Genomic DNA, 17,331 nt, shown 5'->3' on the forward strand with positions numbered 1-17,331 from the left:
CATTACAGAATGGCTGAACATAAGTGGTATGTACTCAGAGTAGTAGCGGGACAGGAAAAGAAAACCAAGACCTATCTGGACAATGAAATCCAGAGACAAAAGATCGAGGAGTTTATTCCTGAAGTGCTCATTCCTTCTGAGAAAATATATGAAATGCGAAATGGCAAAAAGCGTGTCCGAGAAAGAAACTTCTTTCCGGGCTATGTTTTAGTCAACGCAGATCTTTCCAATGGTGAAGCCAATCACGTAATAACCAGCATTCCGGGTGTCATCGGGTTTCTTGGATCAAACCAGGGGGGAGCTTCCAAAACCCCTGAACCATTACGGCAATCAGAAATCAACCGTATTTTAGGTAAGGTTGAAGAGATTGATGAGTTTGCAGAGAAGCAGGACACACCATTTATAGTTGGAGAGCCCGTAAAAGTAATGGACGGCCCCTTCAGTGGATTTACCGGGACAATTGAGGAGATATTTGAGGAGAAGAAGAAGCTTAATGTTATGGTTAAGATCTTCGGCCGAAATACTCCTGTTGAATTAAATTTTATACAAGTAGAAAAACAAGACTAAGCAATGGCTAAGGAAATCACTGGTTATGTAAAACTGCAGGTGAAAGGTGGCCAGGCTAATCCGTCGCCTCCAGTAGGTCCAGCTCTTGGTTCCAAGGGTTTGAACATTATGGAGTTCTGTAAGCAGTTCAATGCGCGAACCCAAGACAAAATGGGTACTGTGCTACCGGTACTGATTACGGTTTTTTCTGACAAGTCTTTTGAATTCGTGGTAAAAACTCCTCCGGCAGCTAATCTGCTGTTGGAAGCCGCAAAACTCAAAGGCGGTTCAGCTGAACCAAATAGAAAGAAAGTAGGATCTGTTACCTGGGATCAGGTAAAAGTGATTGCTGAGACGAAAATGCCTGACCTTAATGCTTTCAAAGTAGAGTCTGCCATGAAAATGGTAGCTGGAACTGCACGAAGCATGGGTATCACAGTATCTGGTAAAGCCCCTTGGGAAGTATAAATAAAAAACAATGGCTAAGTTAACAAAAAAGCAAAAAGAAGCTCTTTCTAAGTACGACGCAAGCCAAGTGTACTCCCTGGAGGCAGCTTCTTCACTGGTAAAGGAAATTACTATGACTAAGTTTGATGCATCCGTGGATGTAGACGTCCGTTTGGGCGTTGATCCAAGGAAAGCAGATCAAATGGTAAGAGGTGTAGTAGCACTTCCTCACGGTACTGGCAAAGACATCAAAGTATTGGTGCTTTGTACTCCTGATAAAGTAGCAGAAGCAACTGAAGCAGGTGCAGATTACGTAGGTTTGGACGATTACATAGCCAAAATCGAAGGCGGTTGGACTGACATTGATGTCATTATCACCATGCCAAACGTAATGGCTAAGGTAGGTAGGTTAGGTAGAGTATTAGGTCCTCGTGGCTTGATGCCAAATCCTAAATCAGGAACAGTTACCCTCGATGTGGCTAAAGCGGTAAAAGAAGTAAAAGCTGGTAAAATCGACTTCAAGGTTGATAAGTTTGGAATTGTCCATGCCGGTGTTGGTAAAGTGTCTTTCTCTCCCGAGCAAATCGAGGAAAACGTGAAAGAACTTATCATGACTATCTCTAAGCTGAAGCCAACTTCATCTAAAGGTACATATTTCAAAAGTATTCATTTGTCGAGCACAATGTCTCCGGGTATCGCTGTAGACAAGGGTAGCATTCAAGGTATTTAATCATGACTAGAGACGAAAAGAAAGTAATAATCGACAGTCTTACTGAGAAACTAAAGGAAAACCCTTTCTTCTACATCACTGATGCCTCCGGATTCTCTGTGGCACAAGTGAACGCATTCAGAAGAACTTGTTACGAAAAAGGTGTAGAGTATAAAGTTTACAAAAATACACTGATCGCAAAAGCGCTTGAAAATCTGGATGCAGACTACTCAAAATTAGCGGGTGGTGCATTGAAAGGTTTCTCTGGAATTATTTTCTCAAAAGAGACTAGTAACCTTCCGGCAAAAGTATTGCTGGATTTCAGAAAGAAACAAGGTAAAAAAGAGACTAGACCGGTATTCAAAGGTGCAGGTATCGATTCAGATGTATTTTTGGGCGAGAACAACCTTGAATTATTGTCTAACCTCAAGTCTAAGCAAGAATTGCTGGGTGATCTGATCGGATTACTTCAGTCTCCTGCTAAGAATCTCGTTTCTGCATTGCAGTCTGGACAGAACAACATTACTGGAGTTCTTAAGACACTTGCTGAACGGGAATCAAAATAATCTTAACAAATCATTCAAAAAACAATTAAATAAATAATACAATGGCAGATCTTACACAACTTGCAGAACAGTTGGTAAACTTGACTGTAAAAGAAGTTAAAGAATTAACAGACATCCTTAAGGATCAGTATGGCATCGAGCCTGCTGCGGCTGGCGCTGTAATGGTAGCTAGTGGTGGAACTAGTGCCGGTGAGGTTGCTGTTGAAGAAGAAAAAACTTCCTTCGACGTAATCCTGAAAGCAGCGGGAGCTTCCAAGCTTGCAGTAGTGAAATTGGTTAAAGAATTGACCGGTCTAGGATTAAAAGAAGCTAAAGATCTTGTAGACAGCGCGCCTAAAGCCCTAAAAGAAGGAATCGCTAAGGACGAAGCTGAAGCGTTGAAAAAGTCTCTTGAAGAGGCTGGTGCTGAAGTAGAGATCAAATAATTTGCTGATTTCGCGCCACTAGGTTCGAAATTAGCCCCAAGACCTGACTTTCTCAGTCAGGTCTTTTCCTGTTTATGCTCAGGTTAATAATTGCATTATTCCAAGTGATTATTGTCACTTTCCGATATTAAATTTCACCATAAACTATACACTACCTTGACTATCAAGAATCAAACCGAAAGGAAAAGTTTCTCCTCCATTAAGGTGGTCAAAGACTATCCCGACTTTCTCGATATTCAACTGCAGTCTTTCAAGGACTTTTTTCAGTTGGATACTCCCGCAGAAAAGAGACGGGCTGATGGGTTGTTCAAAGTTTTCGCAGAAAACTTTCCTATCAGCGATTCCAGAGAAAATTTCACTTTGGAGTTCATCGACTATGCAGTAGACCCGCCTAAGTACAGTGTGGATGAGTGCATCGACAGAGGGCTGACCTATTCTGTACCACTGAAAGCAAAATTGAGATTGCTTTGCCATGATGAGGACAATGAGGATTTCGAAACCATCGAGCAAGAAGTGTTTCTTGGAAATCTTCCCTACATGACCGCGAAAGGATCCTTTGTAATCAATGGAGCCGAGCGGGTTATTGTTTCCCAATTGCACCGTTCTCCGGGAGTGTTCTTTGCCCAAAGCAAGCACACCAATGGAACCAAGTTATACTCTGCCCGGATTATTCCTTTCAAAGGTTCTTGGATTGAATTTGCTACCGACATTAACAATGTCATGTATGCATACATTGACCGTAAGAAAAAATTCCCCGTTACCACACTTTTAAGAGCTATAGGTTATGGCTCTGATAAAGATATTCTGGATCTATTTGGACTTTCTGAGGAAGTAGCTGCAACAAAGGCTGCATTGAAAAAAGTAGGCGGTCGTAAATTAGCGGCAAGGGTGTTGAGAACTTGGGTGGAAGATTTCGTGGATGAGGATACCGGTGAGGTAGTGTCCATTGACAGAAATGAAGTTCTCCTCGAGCGGGATTCCGTTTTAACCGAAGAAGATATTGAAATGATTTTGGATTCAGGTTCCAAATCCATCATTCTCCATAGAGAGGATGTGAATGTGGCTGATTTCTCAATCATCTATAATACGTTACAAAAAGATAATTCCAACTCTGAAAAAGAGGCGGTGGAAGTTATCTATCGTCAGCTTAGAAATACCGAAGCTCCTGATGAAGCTACAGCTCGTGAAGTAATTCAGAGCTTATTCTTCTCAGACAAGCGTTATGATCTGGGCGAAGTAGGTCGATATAGAATTAACAAAAAGCTAGGACTCGATATCGAACCTGAGAAGATCGTTTTGACCAAGCAGGATATTATTTCCATCGTGAAATACCTGATCGGTTTGATCAACTCCAAGGCTGTAGTCGATGATATTGATCACTTGTCAAACAGACGGGTGAGAACGGTTGGTGAACAATTGTATAGCCAGTTTGGAGTTGGTTTGGCTAGAATGGCCAGAACAATCCGTGAACGGATGAACGTGCGGGACAATGAAGACTTCAAGCCAGTCGATTTGATCAATGCACGTACACTTTCATCGGTGATCAACTCCTTCTTTGGTACCAACCAACTCTCCCAGTTCATGGACCAGACTAACCCCCTGGCGGAGTTGACTCACAAGAGAAGACTTTCAGCTTTGGGTCCGGGAGGTCTTTCCAGAGAACGGGCAGGTTTTGAGGTTCGTGACGTTCACTATACGCACTACGGCCGTCTGTGTACCATCGAAACTCCCGAAGGTCCAAACATTGGTTTGATTTCCTCACTTTGCGTTCATGCAAAAGTGAATTCCATGGGCTTCTTGGAGACTCCTTACAGAAAAGTAGCTGAAGGTAAAGTAGGAATGAAAGCAGAAGACATCGTGTTCCTTACTGCCGAAGAAGAAGATAACCATAACATCGCTCAGGCAAATGCTCCGCTTGATGATGCTGGCAAATTCATCAATGAGAAGGTTAAAGCAAGATTCGAAGGAGATTTCCCGGTGCTTGAACCGAGTGAAATTACTTACATGGATGTGGCACCAAACCAGATTGTATCTGTAGCTGCTTCCTTGATTCCATTCTTGGAGCATGATGATGCAAACAGAGCCTTGATGGGATCTAACATGCAACGTCAGGCAGTTCCTTTGCTGAAGGCTGAAGCTCCAATTGTAGGTACCGGCTTGGAAGCAAAAGCTGCCATTGATTCCAGAGCCCTCATCATTGCTGAAGCAAATGGGGTTGTGGAATATGTCGATGCCAAGAAAATCACCATCAAGTATGATCTGACTTCGGATGAACTTTTGGTGAATTTTACAAATGAATATAAAACTTATGAACTGATTAAGTTCAGAAGAACTAACCAAGATACTACCATCAACCTTACGCCATTGGTGTTGAAGGGGGAAAAAGTATTGAAAGGTCAGGTTCTTGTAGAAGGCTATTCTACCAACAATGGGGAGTTGTCTTTGGGTAAAAACCTAAAAGTCGCTTACATGCCTTGGCAAGGATATAACTTCGAAGATGCGATCGTAATTTCTGAGCGTGTAGTTCGTGAGGATATCTTTACTTCCATTCACGTGGAAGAATTCCAATTGGAAGTTCGTGATACTAAGCGTGGTGAAGAAGAATTGACTTCTGAAATCCCGAACGTATCCGAAGAAGCTGTGAAGCACTTGGATGAGGATGGAATCATCCGAATCGGAGCTGAAGTTAAAGAAGGTGATATCATCATCGGTAAAATCACTCCTAAAGGTGAGACAGATCCAACCCCTGAAGAGAAGCTGTTGAGAGCGATCTTTGGTGACAAAGCCGGTGACGTGAAAGATGCATCCTTGAAGGCATCGCCTTCATTGAATGGGGTGGTGATCGAAACCAAGCTTTTCTCCAGACCTAAAAAGGATAAAGACGTTCGGGCTAAATCCAAAGCTGAAGTTGAAAAACTTAAGGCTAAATATTCGAAGGACCTATTGGGAATCAGAGCCAGAATGATCAGCAAGTTGGCGACAATCCTAGATGGCAAAACTTCCCTGGGTGTTCGTCATAAGTTTGGAGATGAAATCATCACCAAAGGCACCAAGTTCAATCTAAAGAACATTGAGAACAATCTTTTCCCTACTAAGAACCCTTACAGAGATGAGTCTAACTACAATGTGCCTGAGGAAGCAAACTTGATTTCAGACATCATTTTGGATGACTGGACTGATGATCCACATACCAATTCATTGATTGTGAAATTGGTGAAAAATTATACCAATTCGCGAAACGAAATTTCCGGTCTATTCAAGCGTGATAGATTTACACTTGAAGTAGGGGATGAATTGCCTGCCGGTATTGTGAAGCTTGCTAAAGTGTACATCGCTAAAAAGCGTAAGCTTAAAGTGGGTGATAAAATGGCAGGTCGTCACGGTAATAAAGGTATCGTTGCTCGTATCGTAAGAGATGAAGACATGCCATTCCTAGAGGATGGAACACCCATGGACATCGTGTTGAATCCACTTGGGGTACCTTCTCGAATGAACATCGGGCAGATCTTTGAAACGGTCTTGGCTTGGGCCGGACAGCGAATGGGTAAGAAATATGCAACTCCGATTTTTGACGGTGCAACCCTGGAGGAAGTATCTGCGGAATTGGAAGTTGCGGGTGTTCCGGCTTATGGCAGAACTTACCTCTACGATGGCCTATCTGGTAACAGATTTGATCAGCCGGTAACAGTAGGTGTAGCCTATATGCTGAAATTGGGTCACTTGGTCGATGACAAGATGCACGCGCGTTCTATCGGTCCATACTCACTCATTACTCAGCAGCCGCTGGGTGGTAAGGCGCAGTTTGGTGGTCAGCGTTTTGGAGAAATGGAAGTTTGGGCGCTGGAGGCATTCGGTGCATCACACGTTCTCCAAGAGATTCTGACCGTGAAGTCTGATGACGTAATCGGTAGAGCGAAAGCTTACGAAGCAATTGTGAAGGGTGAAAACCTTCCTAAACCAAACATTCCTGAATCATTCAATGTATTGGTTCATGAGTTGAGAGGTTTGGCTCTTGAAATCACCTTAGATTAATTCGGCTCATAGGGCGAGCAATTGCCCTTAACATATCTCAAAAAACTATGTCGTTTAGAAAAAATAAAAAACTCAACAACGATTTTTCCAGAGTTACGATCAGCTTGGCCTCTCCAGAATCTATTCTGGACAGTTCAAACGGTGAAGTAACCCAACCGGAGACAATCAACTACAGAACCTACAAGCCTGAAATGGGCGGATTGTTCTGTGAGCGAATCTTTGGTCCGGTGAAGGACTGGGAATGTCATTGTGGAAAATACAAGCGAATCAGATACAAGGGCATTATCTGCGACCGTTGCGGCGTAGAAGTGACAGAGAAAAAAGTGCGTCGTGAGCGCATGGGACATATCGAATTGGTAGTTCCTGTAGCACATATCTGGTACTTCAAATCCCTTCCAAACAAAATTGGATATCTTCTTGGGCTTCCTACCAAAAAGCTTGACCAGATTATTTACTATGAGCGTTACGCTGTAGTACAGCCTGGTATCAAAGCTGAAGAAGGAGTTCAATACCTGGATTTCTTGACTGAGGATGAATACTTGGACATCATGGACAAGCTTCCTAAAGAAAACCATGCCCTTGATGATGCTGATCCGAATAAGTTTATTGCCAAAATGGGTGCTGAAGCACTTGAAATGTTGTTGGCAAGATTGGATCTTGATGATCTTTCTTATTCTCTCCGCCACCAGGCAGCTACAGATACTTCACAGCAGCGTAAAGCTGAAGCTTTGAAGCGTCTGAAAGTGGTAGAAGCATTCCGTGATTCAAGAACTCGTATCGAAAATCGTCCTGAGTGGATGGTGGTTCGTATGGTTCCTGTGATTCCACCGGAATTGCGCCCATTGGTTCCTTTGGATGGCGGGCGTTTTGCGACTTCCGATTTGAATGACCTTTATAGAAGAGTAATCATCAGAAATAACCGTCTGAAGCGATTGATCGATATCAAAGCTCCGGAAGTAATCTTGAGAAACGAAAAGCGAATGTTGCAGGAAGCTGTGGATTCACTTTTTGATAACTCCAGAAAAGTAAATGCGGTAAGATCCGATGGAAACCGTGCCTTGAAGTCTCTTTCTGACATGTTGAAAGGTAAGCAAGGTCGTTTCCGTCAAAACCTGCTCGGTAAGCGTGTGGATTACTCCGGTCGATCTGTGATCGTCGTAGGTCCAGAGTTAAAGCTTCACGAGTGCGGTCTTCCTAAAAATATGGCAGCAGAGCTTTTCAAGCCGTTTATCATCCGAAAACTGATCGAAAGAGGTATTGTAAAGACAGTAAAATCTGCCAAGAAAATTGTCGACCGTAAAGATCCTGTAGTTTGGGATATTTTGGAAAACGTATTGAAAGGACACCCTGTTCTTTTGAACCGTGCTCCAACGCTTCACAGACTGGGTATCCAGGCGTTCCAACCAAAATTGATCGAAGGAAAAGCAATCCAACTACACCCATTGGTATGTACTGCATTCAACGCCGATTTTGACGGTGATCAGATGGCGGTTCACGTTCCACTGGGACATGAGGCAATCTTGGAAGCTTCGACTTTGATGCTTTCATCACATAACATCCTCAACCCTGCCAACGGAGCACCGATCACGGTACCTTCTCAAGACATGGTTCTAGGATTATATTATGTGACCAAAGGCAAAAAATCAACCCCTGACGAAATCATAGCCGGTGAGGGCATGACTTTCTATAGCCTGGAAGAAGTAATTATAGCCTTGAATGAAGGCAAAATTTCCAAGCACGCCAATATCAAGTGCAAGGTAAAAGTGAAAGATGCTCAGGGCGTAATCGCTGATAAAATCATCGATACTGTAGCAGGTCGTCTGATCTTCAACCAATTCGTCCCCGAAGAGGTAGGCTATGTCAACGAACTCTTGACCAAGAAAAAACTCCAGGAGATTATCGCTGAGGTGGTGAAAGTTTGTGGGATCTCCCGTACCGGACAATTCTTGGATGACATCAAGCAACTAGGATTCCAAATGGCCTACCAAGGCGGTCTATCCATGGGATTGAATGACGTAATTATTCCCGATGAGAAAGTTCCGATGATCGCCAAGGCGAAAGAGGAAGTAGATCAAGTATGGAACAACTACCTCATGGGTCTGATCACGGATAACGAACGATACAACCAGGTTATTGATATCTGGACTCGTACCAACTCCCATTTGACTAATATTCTAATGAAGCAGATGGAGGAGGATAACCAAGGATTCAATGCCATCTACATGATGATGCACTCAGGAGCCCGGGGTTCTAGAGAACAAATCCGTCAGTTGGGTGGTATGAGAGGTCTGATGGCTAAGCCTCAGAAAAACCTTCAGGGCTCTGTAGGTGAAATCATCGAAAACCCAATCCTTTCTAACTTCAAAGAAGGTCTGGATGTATTGGAGTACTTCATCTCAACTCACGGTGCGAGAAAAGGTCTTGCGGATACAGCCTTGAAAACTGCCGATGCAGGTTATTTGACCCGTCGTTTGGTGGATGTTGCTCAAGATATGATTGTGACCGAAGAGGATTGCGGTTCCTTGAGAGGGCTGGTTGTTCAGCCTTTGAAAGATAACGAGGAAATCGTTGAGCCACTTTCTGAGAGAATCTTGGGTCGTGTATCTGTCCACGATGTATATGATCCGATCACGGATAAATTGATTATTCCTGCAGGTATCGAAATTGGAGATGACATTGCTAAACTAGTGGATCAATCTGCCATCGAAGAAGTAGAAATCAGATCTGTATTGACCTGCGAAACCCGAAGAGGTACTTGTGCAAAATGCTACGGAAGAAACTTGGCTACCGGTAATATGGTACAGGCTGGTGAATCTGTGGGTGTAATTGCAGCACAGTCAATCGGTGAACCAGGTACTCAGCTTACCTTGAGAACCTTCCACGTAGGTGGTACAGCTTCCAACATGGCAGTAGATGCTTCCATCCCTGCAAAGTTTGATGGTGTAATCGAATTCGATGAGGAATTGAGATACATCGAAACGACAAACAAAGACGGCGAAGCAGTGACCATGGTCATGGGACGTTCTGGTGAAATCAAGATCAACGATGTCAAAACCGGAAAAACGTTGGTTTCTAACCACGTTCCTTATGGTGCGATGTTGAATGTGAAGGACGGACAAAAGGTAAGCAAAGGATATTCCCTTTGTTCTTGGGATCCATACAACGCGGTAATTCTTTCTGAATTTGATGGAAAAATCGAATTCGAAGCAGTGGTTGAAGGCATTACCTACAAGGAAGTAGCCGATGATCAGACTGGTTTCCGTGAGAAAGTAATTATCGAAACTAAGGATAGAACAAAGAACCCTGCCATCGTGGTAAACTATGGTGAAGATTCTAAGTCATACAACATCCCGGTAGGAGCTCACCTTGCTGTAGAAGCTGGTGAAAAAGTGAAGTCAGGACAAATCCTGGTGAAAATCCCAAGATCTGTTGGTAAGACGAGAGATATTACCGGTGGTCTTCCACGGGTTACAGAATTGTTCGAAGCCAGAAACCCATCCAACCCGGCTGTGGTATCTGAAATCGACGGTGTGGTAACTTACGGTGGTATCAAGCGTGGTAACAGAGAGATCATCATCGAATCAAAAGATGGTGTGATCAAGAAATACATGGTATCGCTTTCTAAGCACATCCTGGTTCAGGAAAATGACTTCATCCGTGCGGGTGAGCCATTGTCTGACGGAGCTATCACTCCAAACGACATCCTTTCCATCAAAGGACCAACTGCTGTTCAGGAATATTTGGTCAATGAAATCCAGGAAGTTTACAGACTTCAGGGTGTGAAGATCAACGATAAGCACATCGAGGTAATCGTAACCCAAATGATGCAGAAAGTAGAAATTCTGGATGCTGGCGATACAGGGTTCCTGCAGAATCAAATCGTGGATAAGTGGGCGTTCCGTGAGGAAAATGACAATATCTTGGACAAGAAGGTGGTAATGGATGCCGGGGATTCTTCTACTTTGAAGCCAGGTATGATCATCTCTGCAAGAAGATTGAGAGATGAGAATTCAAGCTTGAAGCGTAAAGATCTGAAGCTGGTACAAGTAAGAGATGCGGAGACTGCGGTTTCCAAGCCTACCTTGCAAGGTATCACGGCAGCTTCTTTGGGTACTGAATCATTCATTTCTGCGGCTTCCTTCCAGGAAACTACCAAGGTGCTTTCCGAAGCAGCGATCAGAGGTAAGCGGGATGAGCTATTGGGCTTGAAGGAGAACGTGATCGTAGGTCACTTGATCCCAGCAGGTACCGGTCAGCGTAGATTGCGTAACTTGATCGTTGGTTCTCAGGAGGAATACGATAAGCTTTCTGAAAACATGGAGCGAACTACCTCCAAAAGATCAAGCGAAGCTATCCTTTAGTAGCATTAGTATATCAATCAAAAGGCCTGTACTAATCATACAGGCCTTTTTTTAATTCTAAAATAATATGGAAGACAATAAAAGACCTGATCAGCAGATCAATGTAGAGCTATCCGAAGAAGTCGCCGAGGGAGTTTATTCCAATTTGGCAATGATCGCTCACTCCAATTCTGAATTCGTGATCGATTTTATCCGATTGATGCCTGGAGTGCCTAAGGCAAAAGTGAAGTCCAGAATCATTGTGACCCCGGATCATGCCAAAAGATTGCTTGCGGCATTGAAAGACAATATTGAAAAATATGAAGCCGCTTTTGGGAAGATCAACCAATCGGGTGGAGCACCACAATTCCCCATAAGCTTTGGGACGCCAGGGGAAGCTTGATAAAATATAACTAGATTTCATAAATCAGCAAAGTCCTGTGTAATGTCCTCACAGGACTTTTTTTGAATATGATATCCTGATTCTATAAAATATAAGAGTATCAGATTGTAGAATATTATTATCAATTTTTAAATGTCCAAATCTAGAGGTAAAGGCTTAATTTTGCCATTTTGTATACTAAAACTGATAGCAGGAGGAAGATTTAGATCTGTCTTTTCATAAACTCGGAGGCTATCAATGAATAATTTGCCAGAAAAGTCCCAAAAATCATCCTTGACCATATCCAAAGTCTTAATATCTCGAATGATCAAAGTTGTTTCAAATTCTTCCTGGGGATGAGAGAGAGAATATTGTTGGACTATTTTTCTACATCCGGAACAACCATTGTCTGCAAGAATTATAAAGTTGCCTTCCGGGCTTTTAGAGGCTGTTATTTTTGCTATATATTCAACTAATTCTTCGTCTTCATTCCTTATTTGGGAACAAGCAATCAGGGTAAATAACATGGCATAAAATAGGAGCTTAATTTTGGTTCTCTTCCAAAACAAAACCTTTGAAAACCAATTTGTCTTCTTTTGAATAATCCACGTAAGCCACATAAAATCCATATTTGTTTACAAAACAATTTTCGAAATAAATCCCGTCTTTCGGTTGTTTGAGTGTATATTCCGTCAGTTTTTTAAAATCCTTATCTAAAACGATAATCGCCCAATCCCTAGGATTGGCCATTGGGTCGAGGTAGTCACTTTTGAAACCGTCATACCCTTCAGGTTTCGGAAATTTTCCGATTCTATAATAGACATCTCTGAACTTATCATAATAGATCCCCCCGAAAGTAGGGACGTTCATGTAGTGATCGATTTCCTCTTCTACTACTTCGTAGGGTTTTGGAGCTGGCCTGATTTCCTGGAATTTTTCAGAAGTAGCTTTGAAATATTTGACTGTATCATTAAATGAAGGACTGGTGACTGAGATGTATTCAAAACCTGAGTAACTGGTAACAATTTTTTTTGTTTTGGGGTTATAACAACCATAATTCAATATTAACATTCCCCCCCAGAGTTTTTCTTGCATAGACTTTGGGAAGGGTAATCTGTAATGGAATTCTTTGTTGCTTAAGTCATAATCTGTGTAAATGCGTCCCTTGATAGTATAATCTGTTCGATCAGCATAACCAACATAAAGACTTGGAAAAATAAAATTTCCGTTATTGATAAAAGGTAAAAAACGGCTTGAAAAATTGGTAGACTGAACTATATGGCTTTCCTCTGGTAAATAACCGGAGCTATTAAATTTGATTCCTTCAGGTATTAGGTTCAACTGATCTACTACTTCAAGGTTTCCGTTAGTCAAAAGAACTCGGTAATGATATTGTTGGCTGAGAAAAATGCTGTCCTCGTTGTGAATATAAAAGCCATAGACCGAAGGAAGGGCCCCAGGTCCATTGACAGGATAGTTGATCTCCTCTTTTAGCTGTCCTGATTGTAGGTCATATATCTTAAAAGAATGATCTTTACGGACATGAAAAACCATTGACTCTGATCCATGGAAGTTTTCTACGTATTGATAGTAATTTTCATTGGGAGCAGTGCGATGATCTAAATTTAGAAGTAGGTCTTCTCCCTGTACAAGTTTCCAAGCCTCTTGATTTGTAATTGTATTTTTTTCACAAGAAAGTAGTCCAAGAATTAAAATTGTGGGGAGAAGACTTAGTTTTTTTTTCACAAGATAAGTATCCTTATGTCTTAATAGTAACAGTTGGCATAATGAAGCATCTTGTGCCTGCGATAATACAATTTGTAATGCTTACTTCTTTCATATCCGAATTTTGGTAATTCTGAAGGATTGAATACTTGGTAGATTCGGATTGGCTATGAGGTGCCATCACAAAGCCTGTAGCTACCGTCAGCGCAGACGCGCCTAATGCAAGGACTAACTTTTGGGGAAATTTTGAGTTTTTTTCATAACTGGTTGATTTTGATTGTTTTTTAAAGGAAAAAAAAACAGATTTCTTTTCAAAATTTTTAGTCGAAAAAAATGAAAAGTTTTCAGAAAAAAATTGACTTAACTCAAACCCATTCTGTATCTAGGGAATTTTGTCAGAAAATGTTGACTTTTTCCCATAGAAACCTGATGAAAGTAATCTCCTTTCAATGGACTGACGAGTGGTGCTTGCTTGAGTTGGAGTTTTGCGAATTTTATTCTTTGAGAGAGATCCTGGACAAGAGAGATGTGGATAGTGAGTTCGTCAATCTGATGATCAATGACCTCCTAAGTGGATTGGCCTATCTCCACTCACGAGGATTTGTCCATGGGGATTTAAAGCTTTCAAATGTTTTGCTTGCCAAAGAACATGATCAGCTGATAGTTAAGCTCGGAGATCTAGATACGGCCCGCCCAATCCCAAGCAAGTTTTCTTTGCAAGGATTTTATACCCCGGAGATTATGGCTCCTGAGTGCTATTTGAAAGGAATAATCGATGAAAGAGTCGATGTTTGGTCTTTTGGCGTGATGCTTTTTAGGATTTTCACAGGGGATTACCCATTTGGTCATAGGGATACTTTTACTTTTGAACAAATTAGAGAGAATATTAAAAATTACTCTTTTCAAACTTTTAAAGTCCAAGATATTCCTGCGCCTTATAGTACTTTAATTGAAGCTTGTCTAGAGCCTGACCTTAAAAACAGACCTTCTGCTTTAGAATTAATAGAATGGCTTGATTTTCCCTCATAAAATATAACTACTTAATTTTGTTACTCTTATTACTTTCTTTACCTTTGCAGTCCAAAATTTAACAGTTTACAGGAAAACTAAATATCATCAGTTAATGCCTACTATTCAACAGTTAGTAAGAAAAGGTAGAACTACGCTGGAAATCAAATCAAAGTCTCGGGCTTTGGACGCATGTCCTCAGCGTAGAGGTGTTTGTACCAGAGTATACACTACGACCCCTAAAAAGCCAAACTCCGCGATGAGAAAGGTGGCAAGGGTAAGATTGACGAACGGAAAAGAAGTGAATGCTTACATTCCAGGTGAAGGTCACAATCTGCAGGAGCACTCGATCGTATTGATCAGAGGAGGTCGTGTAAAGGATCTCCCGGGTGTAAGATACCACATCATCCGAGGTGCATTGGATACAGCCGGAGTAAAAGACCGTAAGCAAGGTCGCTCTAAGTATGGTGCTAAAAGACCTAAAGCTGGCAAAGGTGCTCCAGCAGCCCCTGTCAAAGGCAAAAAGAAATAATAAAACACGCTAAAAAAAAATGAGAAAAGCGAAACCAAAGAAGAGATATATTCTTCCTGATCCAAAGTTCAATGATACTTTGGTGACCAAGTTTGTAAACTGTCTGATGTTTGACGGGAAGAAGAGTATTGCTTACAACATTTTCTACGATGCAGTTGCAAAAGTAGAAGCCAAAGTAGGTGAGAATGGTCTTGAAGTTTGGAAAAAAGCGCTTAACAATATTACTCCTGCCGTAGAGGTGAAGAGTCGTAGAGTTGGTGGTGCTACATTCCAGGTTCCTATGGAAGTCAGACCTGAAAGAAAAGTGTCCCTTGGAATCAAGTGGATGATCAACTACGCGCGTAGAAGAGGTGAGAAAACAATGATGGACCGATTAGCGGGTGAAATCATCGCGGCAGCAAAAGGCGAAGGTGCCGCTGTTAAGAAAAAAGATGATACACACAGAATGGCTGAGGCTAACAAAGCATTCTCACACTTTAGATTTTAATTAAGAATGGCAAGAGATTTAAAATACACCAGAAATATTGGTATTGCCGCTCACATTGATGCAGGTAAAACAACGACAACTGAGCGTATCCTTTTTTACTCAGGGGTAAGTCACAAGATCGGTGAAGTTCACGACGGTGCGGCTACCATGGACTGGATGGCGCAGGAGCAGGAAAGAGGGATTACCATCACTTCAGCAGCTACTACTGTTTTTTGGAACTACCGGGATAACAAATACAATGTTAATATCATAGATACTCCGGGACACGTTGACTTTACTGTTGAAGTTAACCGTTCCTTGCGAATTCTAGATGGTCTGGTTTTCCTGTTCAGCGCGGTGGATGGTGTAGAGCCACAGTCTGAGACCAACTGGAGATTGGCAGATAATTATAAGGTAGCCCGTATCGGATTTGTCAATAAGATGGACCGTGCTGGCGCTGACTTTTTGGAAGTATGCAAGCAAGTAAAAGAAATGCTGGGAAGCTATGCAGTTCCTTTACAGCTTCCGATCGGTGCTGAAGATAAATTCCGAGGTGTAGTTGATTTGATCAACAACCGGGGAATCGTCTGGAACGAGGATGATTTTGGAATGACATTCCAAGAAGTTCCGATTCCTGAAGATATGCTGGAAGAAGTTGCTGAATATAGAGAACATCTATTGGAGGCAGTTGCAGATTACGATGAGTCTTTGATGGAGAAATTCTTTGAAGATCCAAACTCAATCACTGAAGCTGAGATTTTGAAAGCACTTAGAGCAGCTACCATCGACATGAAAATTGTCCCTATGGTATGTGGTTCTTCTTTCAAAAACAAAGGTGTTCAGACCATGCTTGACTTGGTGATGGAATTGCTTCCTTCTCCTTTGGATAAAGAAGCGATCGTTGCTACAAGCATAGATACCGAAGAGGACGTTGTGATCAATCCTGACGAAAAAGAGCCATTCACTGGCTTGGCATTTAAGATTGCCACTGACCCGTTTGTGGGTCGCCTCTGCTTCGTTAGAGCATATTCAGGCACACTTGAATCAGGTTCTTATGTTTATAATAGCCGTTCAGGTAACAAAGAGCGTATTTCCCGAGTATTCCAAATGCACGCCAACAAGCAAAACCAAATCGAGCGTTTGGTAGCCGGTGACATTGGAGCAGTAGTAGGTTTTAAAGATATCAAGACAGGCGATACCCTTTGCGACGAAAGGCGCAAGGTAGTATTGGAGTCTATGGTGTTCCCAGAGCCGGTTATCGGCTATGCGATTGAACCTAAAACCCAGGCCGATGTCGATAAGCTGGGTATGGCGATTGCCAAATTGATTGAAGAAGATCCAACACTTCAGGTGAATACTGATCAAGAAACTGGTCAGACTATCCTGAGAGGTATGGGTGAGCTTCACCTGGAGATCATCATCGACCGATTGAAGCGTGAATTTAAGGTTGAAATCAACCAAGGAGCTCCTCAGGTTGCTTACAAAGAAGCTTTGTTTGGTTCAGTTGAGCACAAAGAAGTTTACAAGAAGCAGACAGGTGGTAAAGGTAAATTTGCTGATATCGTATTCGAATTGGGACCAAGAGATCCGGATCCTGAGACTGGAGAAATTAAGCCAGGATTAGATTTCATCAATGGAATTGTAGGTGGTGTAATTCCAAAAGAATTTATTCAGCCAGTCCAGAAGGGTTTCCAGGAAGCAATGAAGAATGGTCCTTTGGCAGGATACCCAATCGAATCAATGAAAGTGAGATTGTTTCATGGTTCTTACCATGATGTCGATTCGGATGCACTTTCCTTCGAATTGGCTGCCAGAATAGGATTCAAAGAAGCTGCTAAAAAGTGTAAGCCCCAATTGCTGGAGCCGATCATGGCAGTGGACGTAGTAACTCCGGATGAATACACCGGACCAATCACAGGTGACTTGAACAGAAGAAGAGGTTTGATGAAAGGTATGGATACCAAAGGTTCCTCTACTGTTGTCAAAGCCAATGTTCCTTTGTCCGAGTTGTTTGGATATGTGACTGATTTGAGAACCATCACCTCTGGTAGAGCGACTGCGTCTTTGACCTTCTCTCACTATGAGCCCGTTCCAAATAACATCGCCGAAGGAGTAATTGCTAAAGTAAAAGGTGAAAAAGCCTAATCTTCAAG

The 17,331-nt window shown here is 42.2% G+C and carries 14 protein-coding genes; 12 read left to right on the plus strand and 2 right to left on the minus strand.

What is annotated here, in order from left to right:
* Nucleotides 1–9 precede the first annotated feature (9 nt).
* The 8 genes from nusG (at nt 10) to C4S61_RS03165 (ending at nt 11,468) form a co-directional block, all read left to right on the plus strand.
* Nucleotides 10–567, plus strand: coding sequence for a transcription termination/antitermination protein NusG (gene nusG / locus C4S61_RS03130; protein WP_103923337.1), 558 nt, complete (start codon nt 10–12; stop codon nt 565–567).
* 3 nt (nt 568–570) lie between these two features.
* Complete coding sequence (gene rplK / locus C4S61_RS03135) at nt 571–1,014, plus strand: 50S ribosomal protein L11 (RefSeq protein ID WP_103923338.1); 444 nt, start codon at nt 571–573, stop codon at nt 1,012–1,014.
* A 10-nt stretch (nt 1,015–1,024) separates the two neighbouring features.
* Nucleotides 1,025–1,723, plus strand: a complete 699-nt coding sequence (gene rplA / locus C4S61_RS03140) for a 50S ribosomal protein L1 (protein WP_103923339.1) — start codon at nt 1,025–1,027, stop codon at nt 1,721–1,723.
* Between the two features lie 2 nt (nt 1,724–1,725).
* Nucleotides 1,726–2,268 (plus strand): 50S ribosomal protein L10, encoded by a 543-nt coding sequence (gene rplJ / locus C4S61_RS03145; protein WP_103923340.1) that lies wholly within the window; start codon nt 1,726–1,728, stop codon nt 2,266–2,268.
* 41 nt (nt 2,269–2,309) lie between these two features.
* Nucleotides 2,310–2,693, plus strand: a complete 384-nt coding sequence (gene rplL, locus C4S61_RS03150) for a 50S ribosomal protein L7/L12 (protein ID WP_103923341.1) — start codon at nt 2,310–2,312, stop codon at nt 2,691–2,693.
* A 156-nt stretch (nt 2,694–2,849) separates the two neighbouring features.
* Nucleotides 2,850–6,725 carry a DNA-directed RNA polymerase subunit beta gene (gene rpoB, locus C4S61_RS03155; protein ID WP_103923342.1) on the plus strand — a complete coding sequence of 1,292 codons (3,876 nt, stop codon included), beginning with the start codon at nt 2,850–2,852 and terminating at the stop codon, nt 6,723–6,725.
* Between the two features lie 47 nt (nt 6,726–6,772).
* Nucleotides 6,773–11,086: a DNA-directed RNA polymerase subunit beta' gene (gene rpoC / locus C4S61_RS03160; protein WP_103923343.1), complete on the plus strand. Its 4,314-nt coding sequence runs from the start codon at nt 6,773–6,775 to the stop codon at nt 11,084–11,086.
* Between the two features lie 67 nt (nt 11,087–11,153).
* Nucleotides 11,154–11,468 carry a DUF3467 domain-containing protein gene (locus C4S61_RS03165; protein WP_103923344.1) on the plus strand — a complete coding sequence of 105 codons (315 nt, stop codon included), beginning with the start codon at nt 11,154–11,156 and terminating at the stop codon, nt 11,466–11,468.
* A gap of 128 nt (nt 11,469–11,596) precedes the next feature.
* Here C4S61_RS03165 and C4S61_RS03170 read toward each other — a convergent pair whose 3' ends face one another.
* Together C4S61_RS03170 and C4S61_RS03175 are read right to left on the minus strand one after the other, a co-directional pair.
* Nucleotides 11,597–11,974 carry a hypothetical protein gene (locus tag C4S61_RS03170; RefSeq protein WP_146064334.1) on the minus strand — a complete coding sequence of 126 codons (378 nt, stop codon included), beginning with the start codon at nt 11,972–11,974 and terminating at the stop codon, nt 11,597–11,599.
* Nucleotides 11,975–11,990: 16 nt separating this feature from the next.
* Nucleotides 11,991–13,193 (minus strand): DUF4221 family protein, encoded by a 1,203-nt coding sequence (locus C4S61_RS03175; RefSeq protein WP_160111198.1) that lies wholly within the window; start codon nt 13,191–13,193, stop codon nt 11,991–11,993.
* A 312-nt stretch (nt 13,194–13,505) separates the two neighbouring features.
* Here C4S61_RS03175 and C4S61_RS03180 point away from each other — a divergent pair, with 312 nt between their 5' ends.
* From C4S61_RS03180 to fusA, 4 genes are all read left to right on the plus strand, one after another.
* Entirely contained in the window at nt 13,506–14,201 is a 696-nt protein-coding gene (locus C4S61_RS03180; protein ID WP_103923347.1) for a protein kinase domain-containing protein, read from the plus strand.
* A gap of 94 nt (nt 14,202–14,295) precedes the next feature.
* On the plus strand, nt 14,296–14,712 hold the full coding sequence (rpsL, locus tag C4S61_RS03185; protein WP_026966261.1) for a 30S ribosomal protein S12: 417 nt from the start codon (nt 14,296–14,298) through the stop codon (nt 14,710–14,712).
* Nucleotides 14,713–14,731: 19 nt separating this feature from the next.
* Nucleotides 14,732–15,199 (plus strand): 30S ribosomal protein S7, encoded by a 468-nt coding sequence (rpsG, locus tag C4S61_RS03190; protein ID WP_092731221.1) that lies wholly within the window; start codon nt 14,732–14,734, stop codon nt 15,197–15,199.
* 6 nt (nt 15,200–15,205) lie between these two features.
* On the plus strand, nt 15,206–17,323 hold the full coding sequence (gene fusA / locus C4S61_RS03195) for an elongation factor G (RefSeq protein ID WP_103923348.1): 2,118 nt from the start codon (nt 15,206–15,208) through the stop codon (nt 17,321–17,323).
* Nucleotides 17,324–17,331 lie beyond the last annotated feature (8 nt).

Source organism: Algoriphagus boritolerans DSM 17298 = JCM 18970 (genome assembly GCF_900108085.1).
Lineage (GTDB): Bacteria > Bacteroidota > Bacteroidia > Cytophagales > Cyclobacteriaceae > Algoriphagus > Algoriphagus boritolerans.

Bases quoted from the DNA above. Each gene is read 5' to 3' on its own strand.
- nusG (WP_103923337.1), top strand. From the start codon at position 10: ATGGCTGAACATAAGTGGTATGTACTCAGAGTAGTAGCGGGACAGGAA.
- rplK (WP_103923338.1), top strand. From the start codon at position 571: ATGGCTAAGGAAATCACTGGTTATGTAAAACTGCAGGTGAAAGGTGGC.
- rplA (WP_103923339.1), top strand. From the start codon at position 1,025: ATGGCTAAGTTAACAAAAAAGCAAAAAGAAGCTCTTTCTAAGTACGAC.
- rplJ (WP_103923340.1), top strand. From the start codon at position 1,726: ATGACTAGAGACGAAAAGAAAGTAATAATCGACAGTCTTACTGAGAAA.
- rplL (WP_103923341.1), top strand. From the start codon at position 2,310: ATGGCAGATCTTACACAACTTGCAGAACAGTTGGTAAACTTGACTGTA.
- rpoC (WP_103923343.1), top strand. From the start codon at position 6,773: ATGTCGTTTAGAAAAAATAAAAAACTCAACAACGATTTTTCCAGAGTT.
- C4S61_RS03165 (WP_103923344.1), top strand. From the start codon at position 11,154: ATGGAAGACAATAAAAGACCTGATCAGCAGATCAATGTAGAGCTATCC.
- C4S61_RS03170 (WP_146064334.1), bottom strand. From the start codon at position 11,974: ATGTTATTTACCCTGATTGCTTGTTCCCAAATAAGGAATGAAGACGAA.
- C4S61_RS03180 (WP_103923347.1), top strand. From the start codon at position 13,506: ATGAAAAGTTTTCAGAAAAAAATTGACTTAACTCAAACCCATTCTGTA.
- rpsL (WP_026966261.1), top strand. From the start codon at position 14,296: ATGCCTACTATTCAACAGTTAGTAAGAAAAGGTAGAACTACGCTGGAA.
- rpsG (WP_092731221.1), top strand. From the start codon at position 14,732: ATGAGAAAAGCGAAACCAAAGAAGAGATATATTCTTCCTGATCCAAAG.
- fusA (WP_103923348.1), top strand. From the start codon at position 15,206: ATGGCAAGAGATTTAAAATACACCAGAAATATTGGTATTGCCGCTCAC.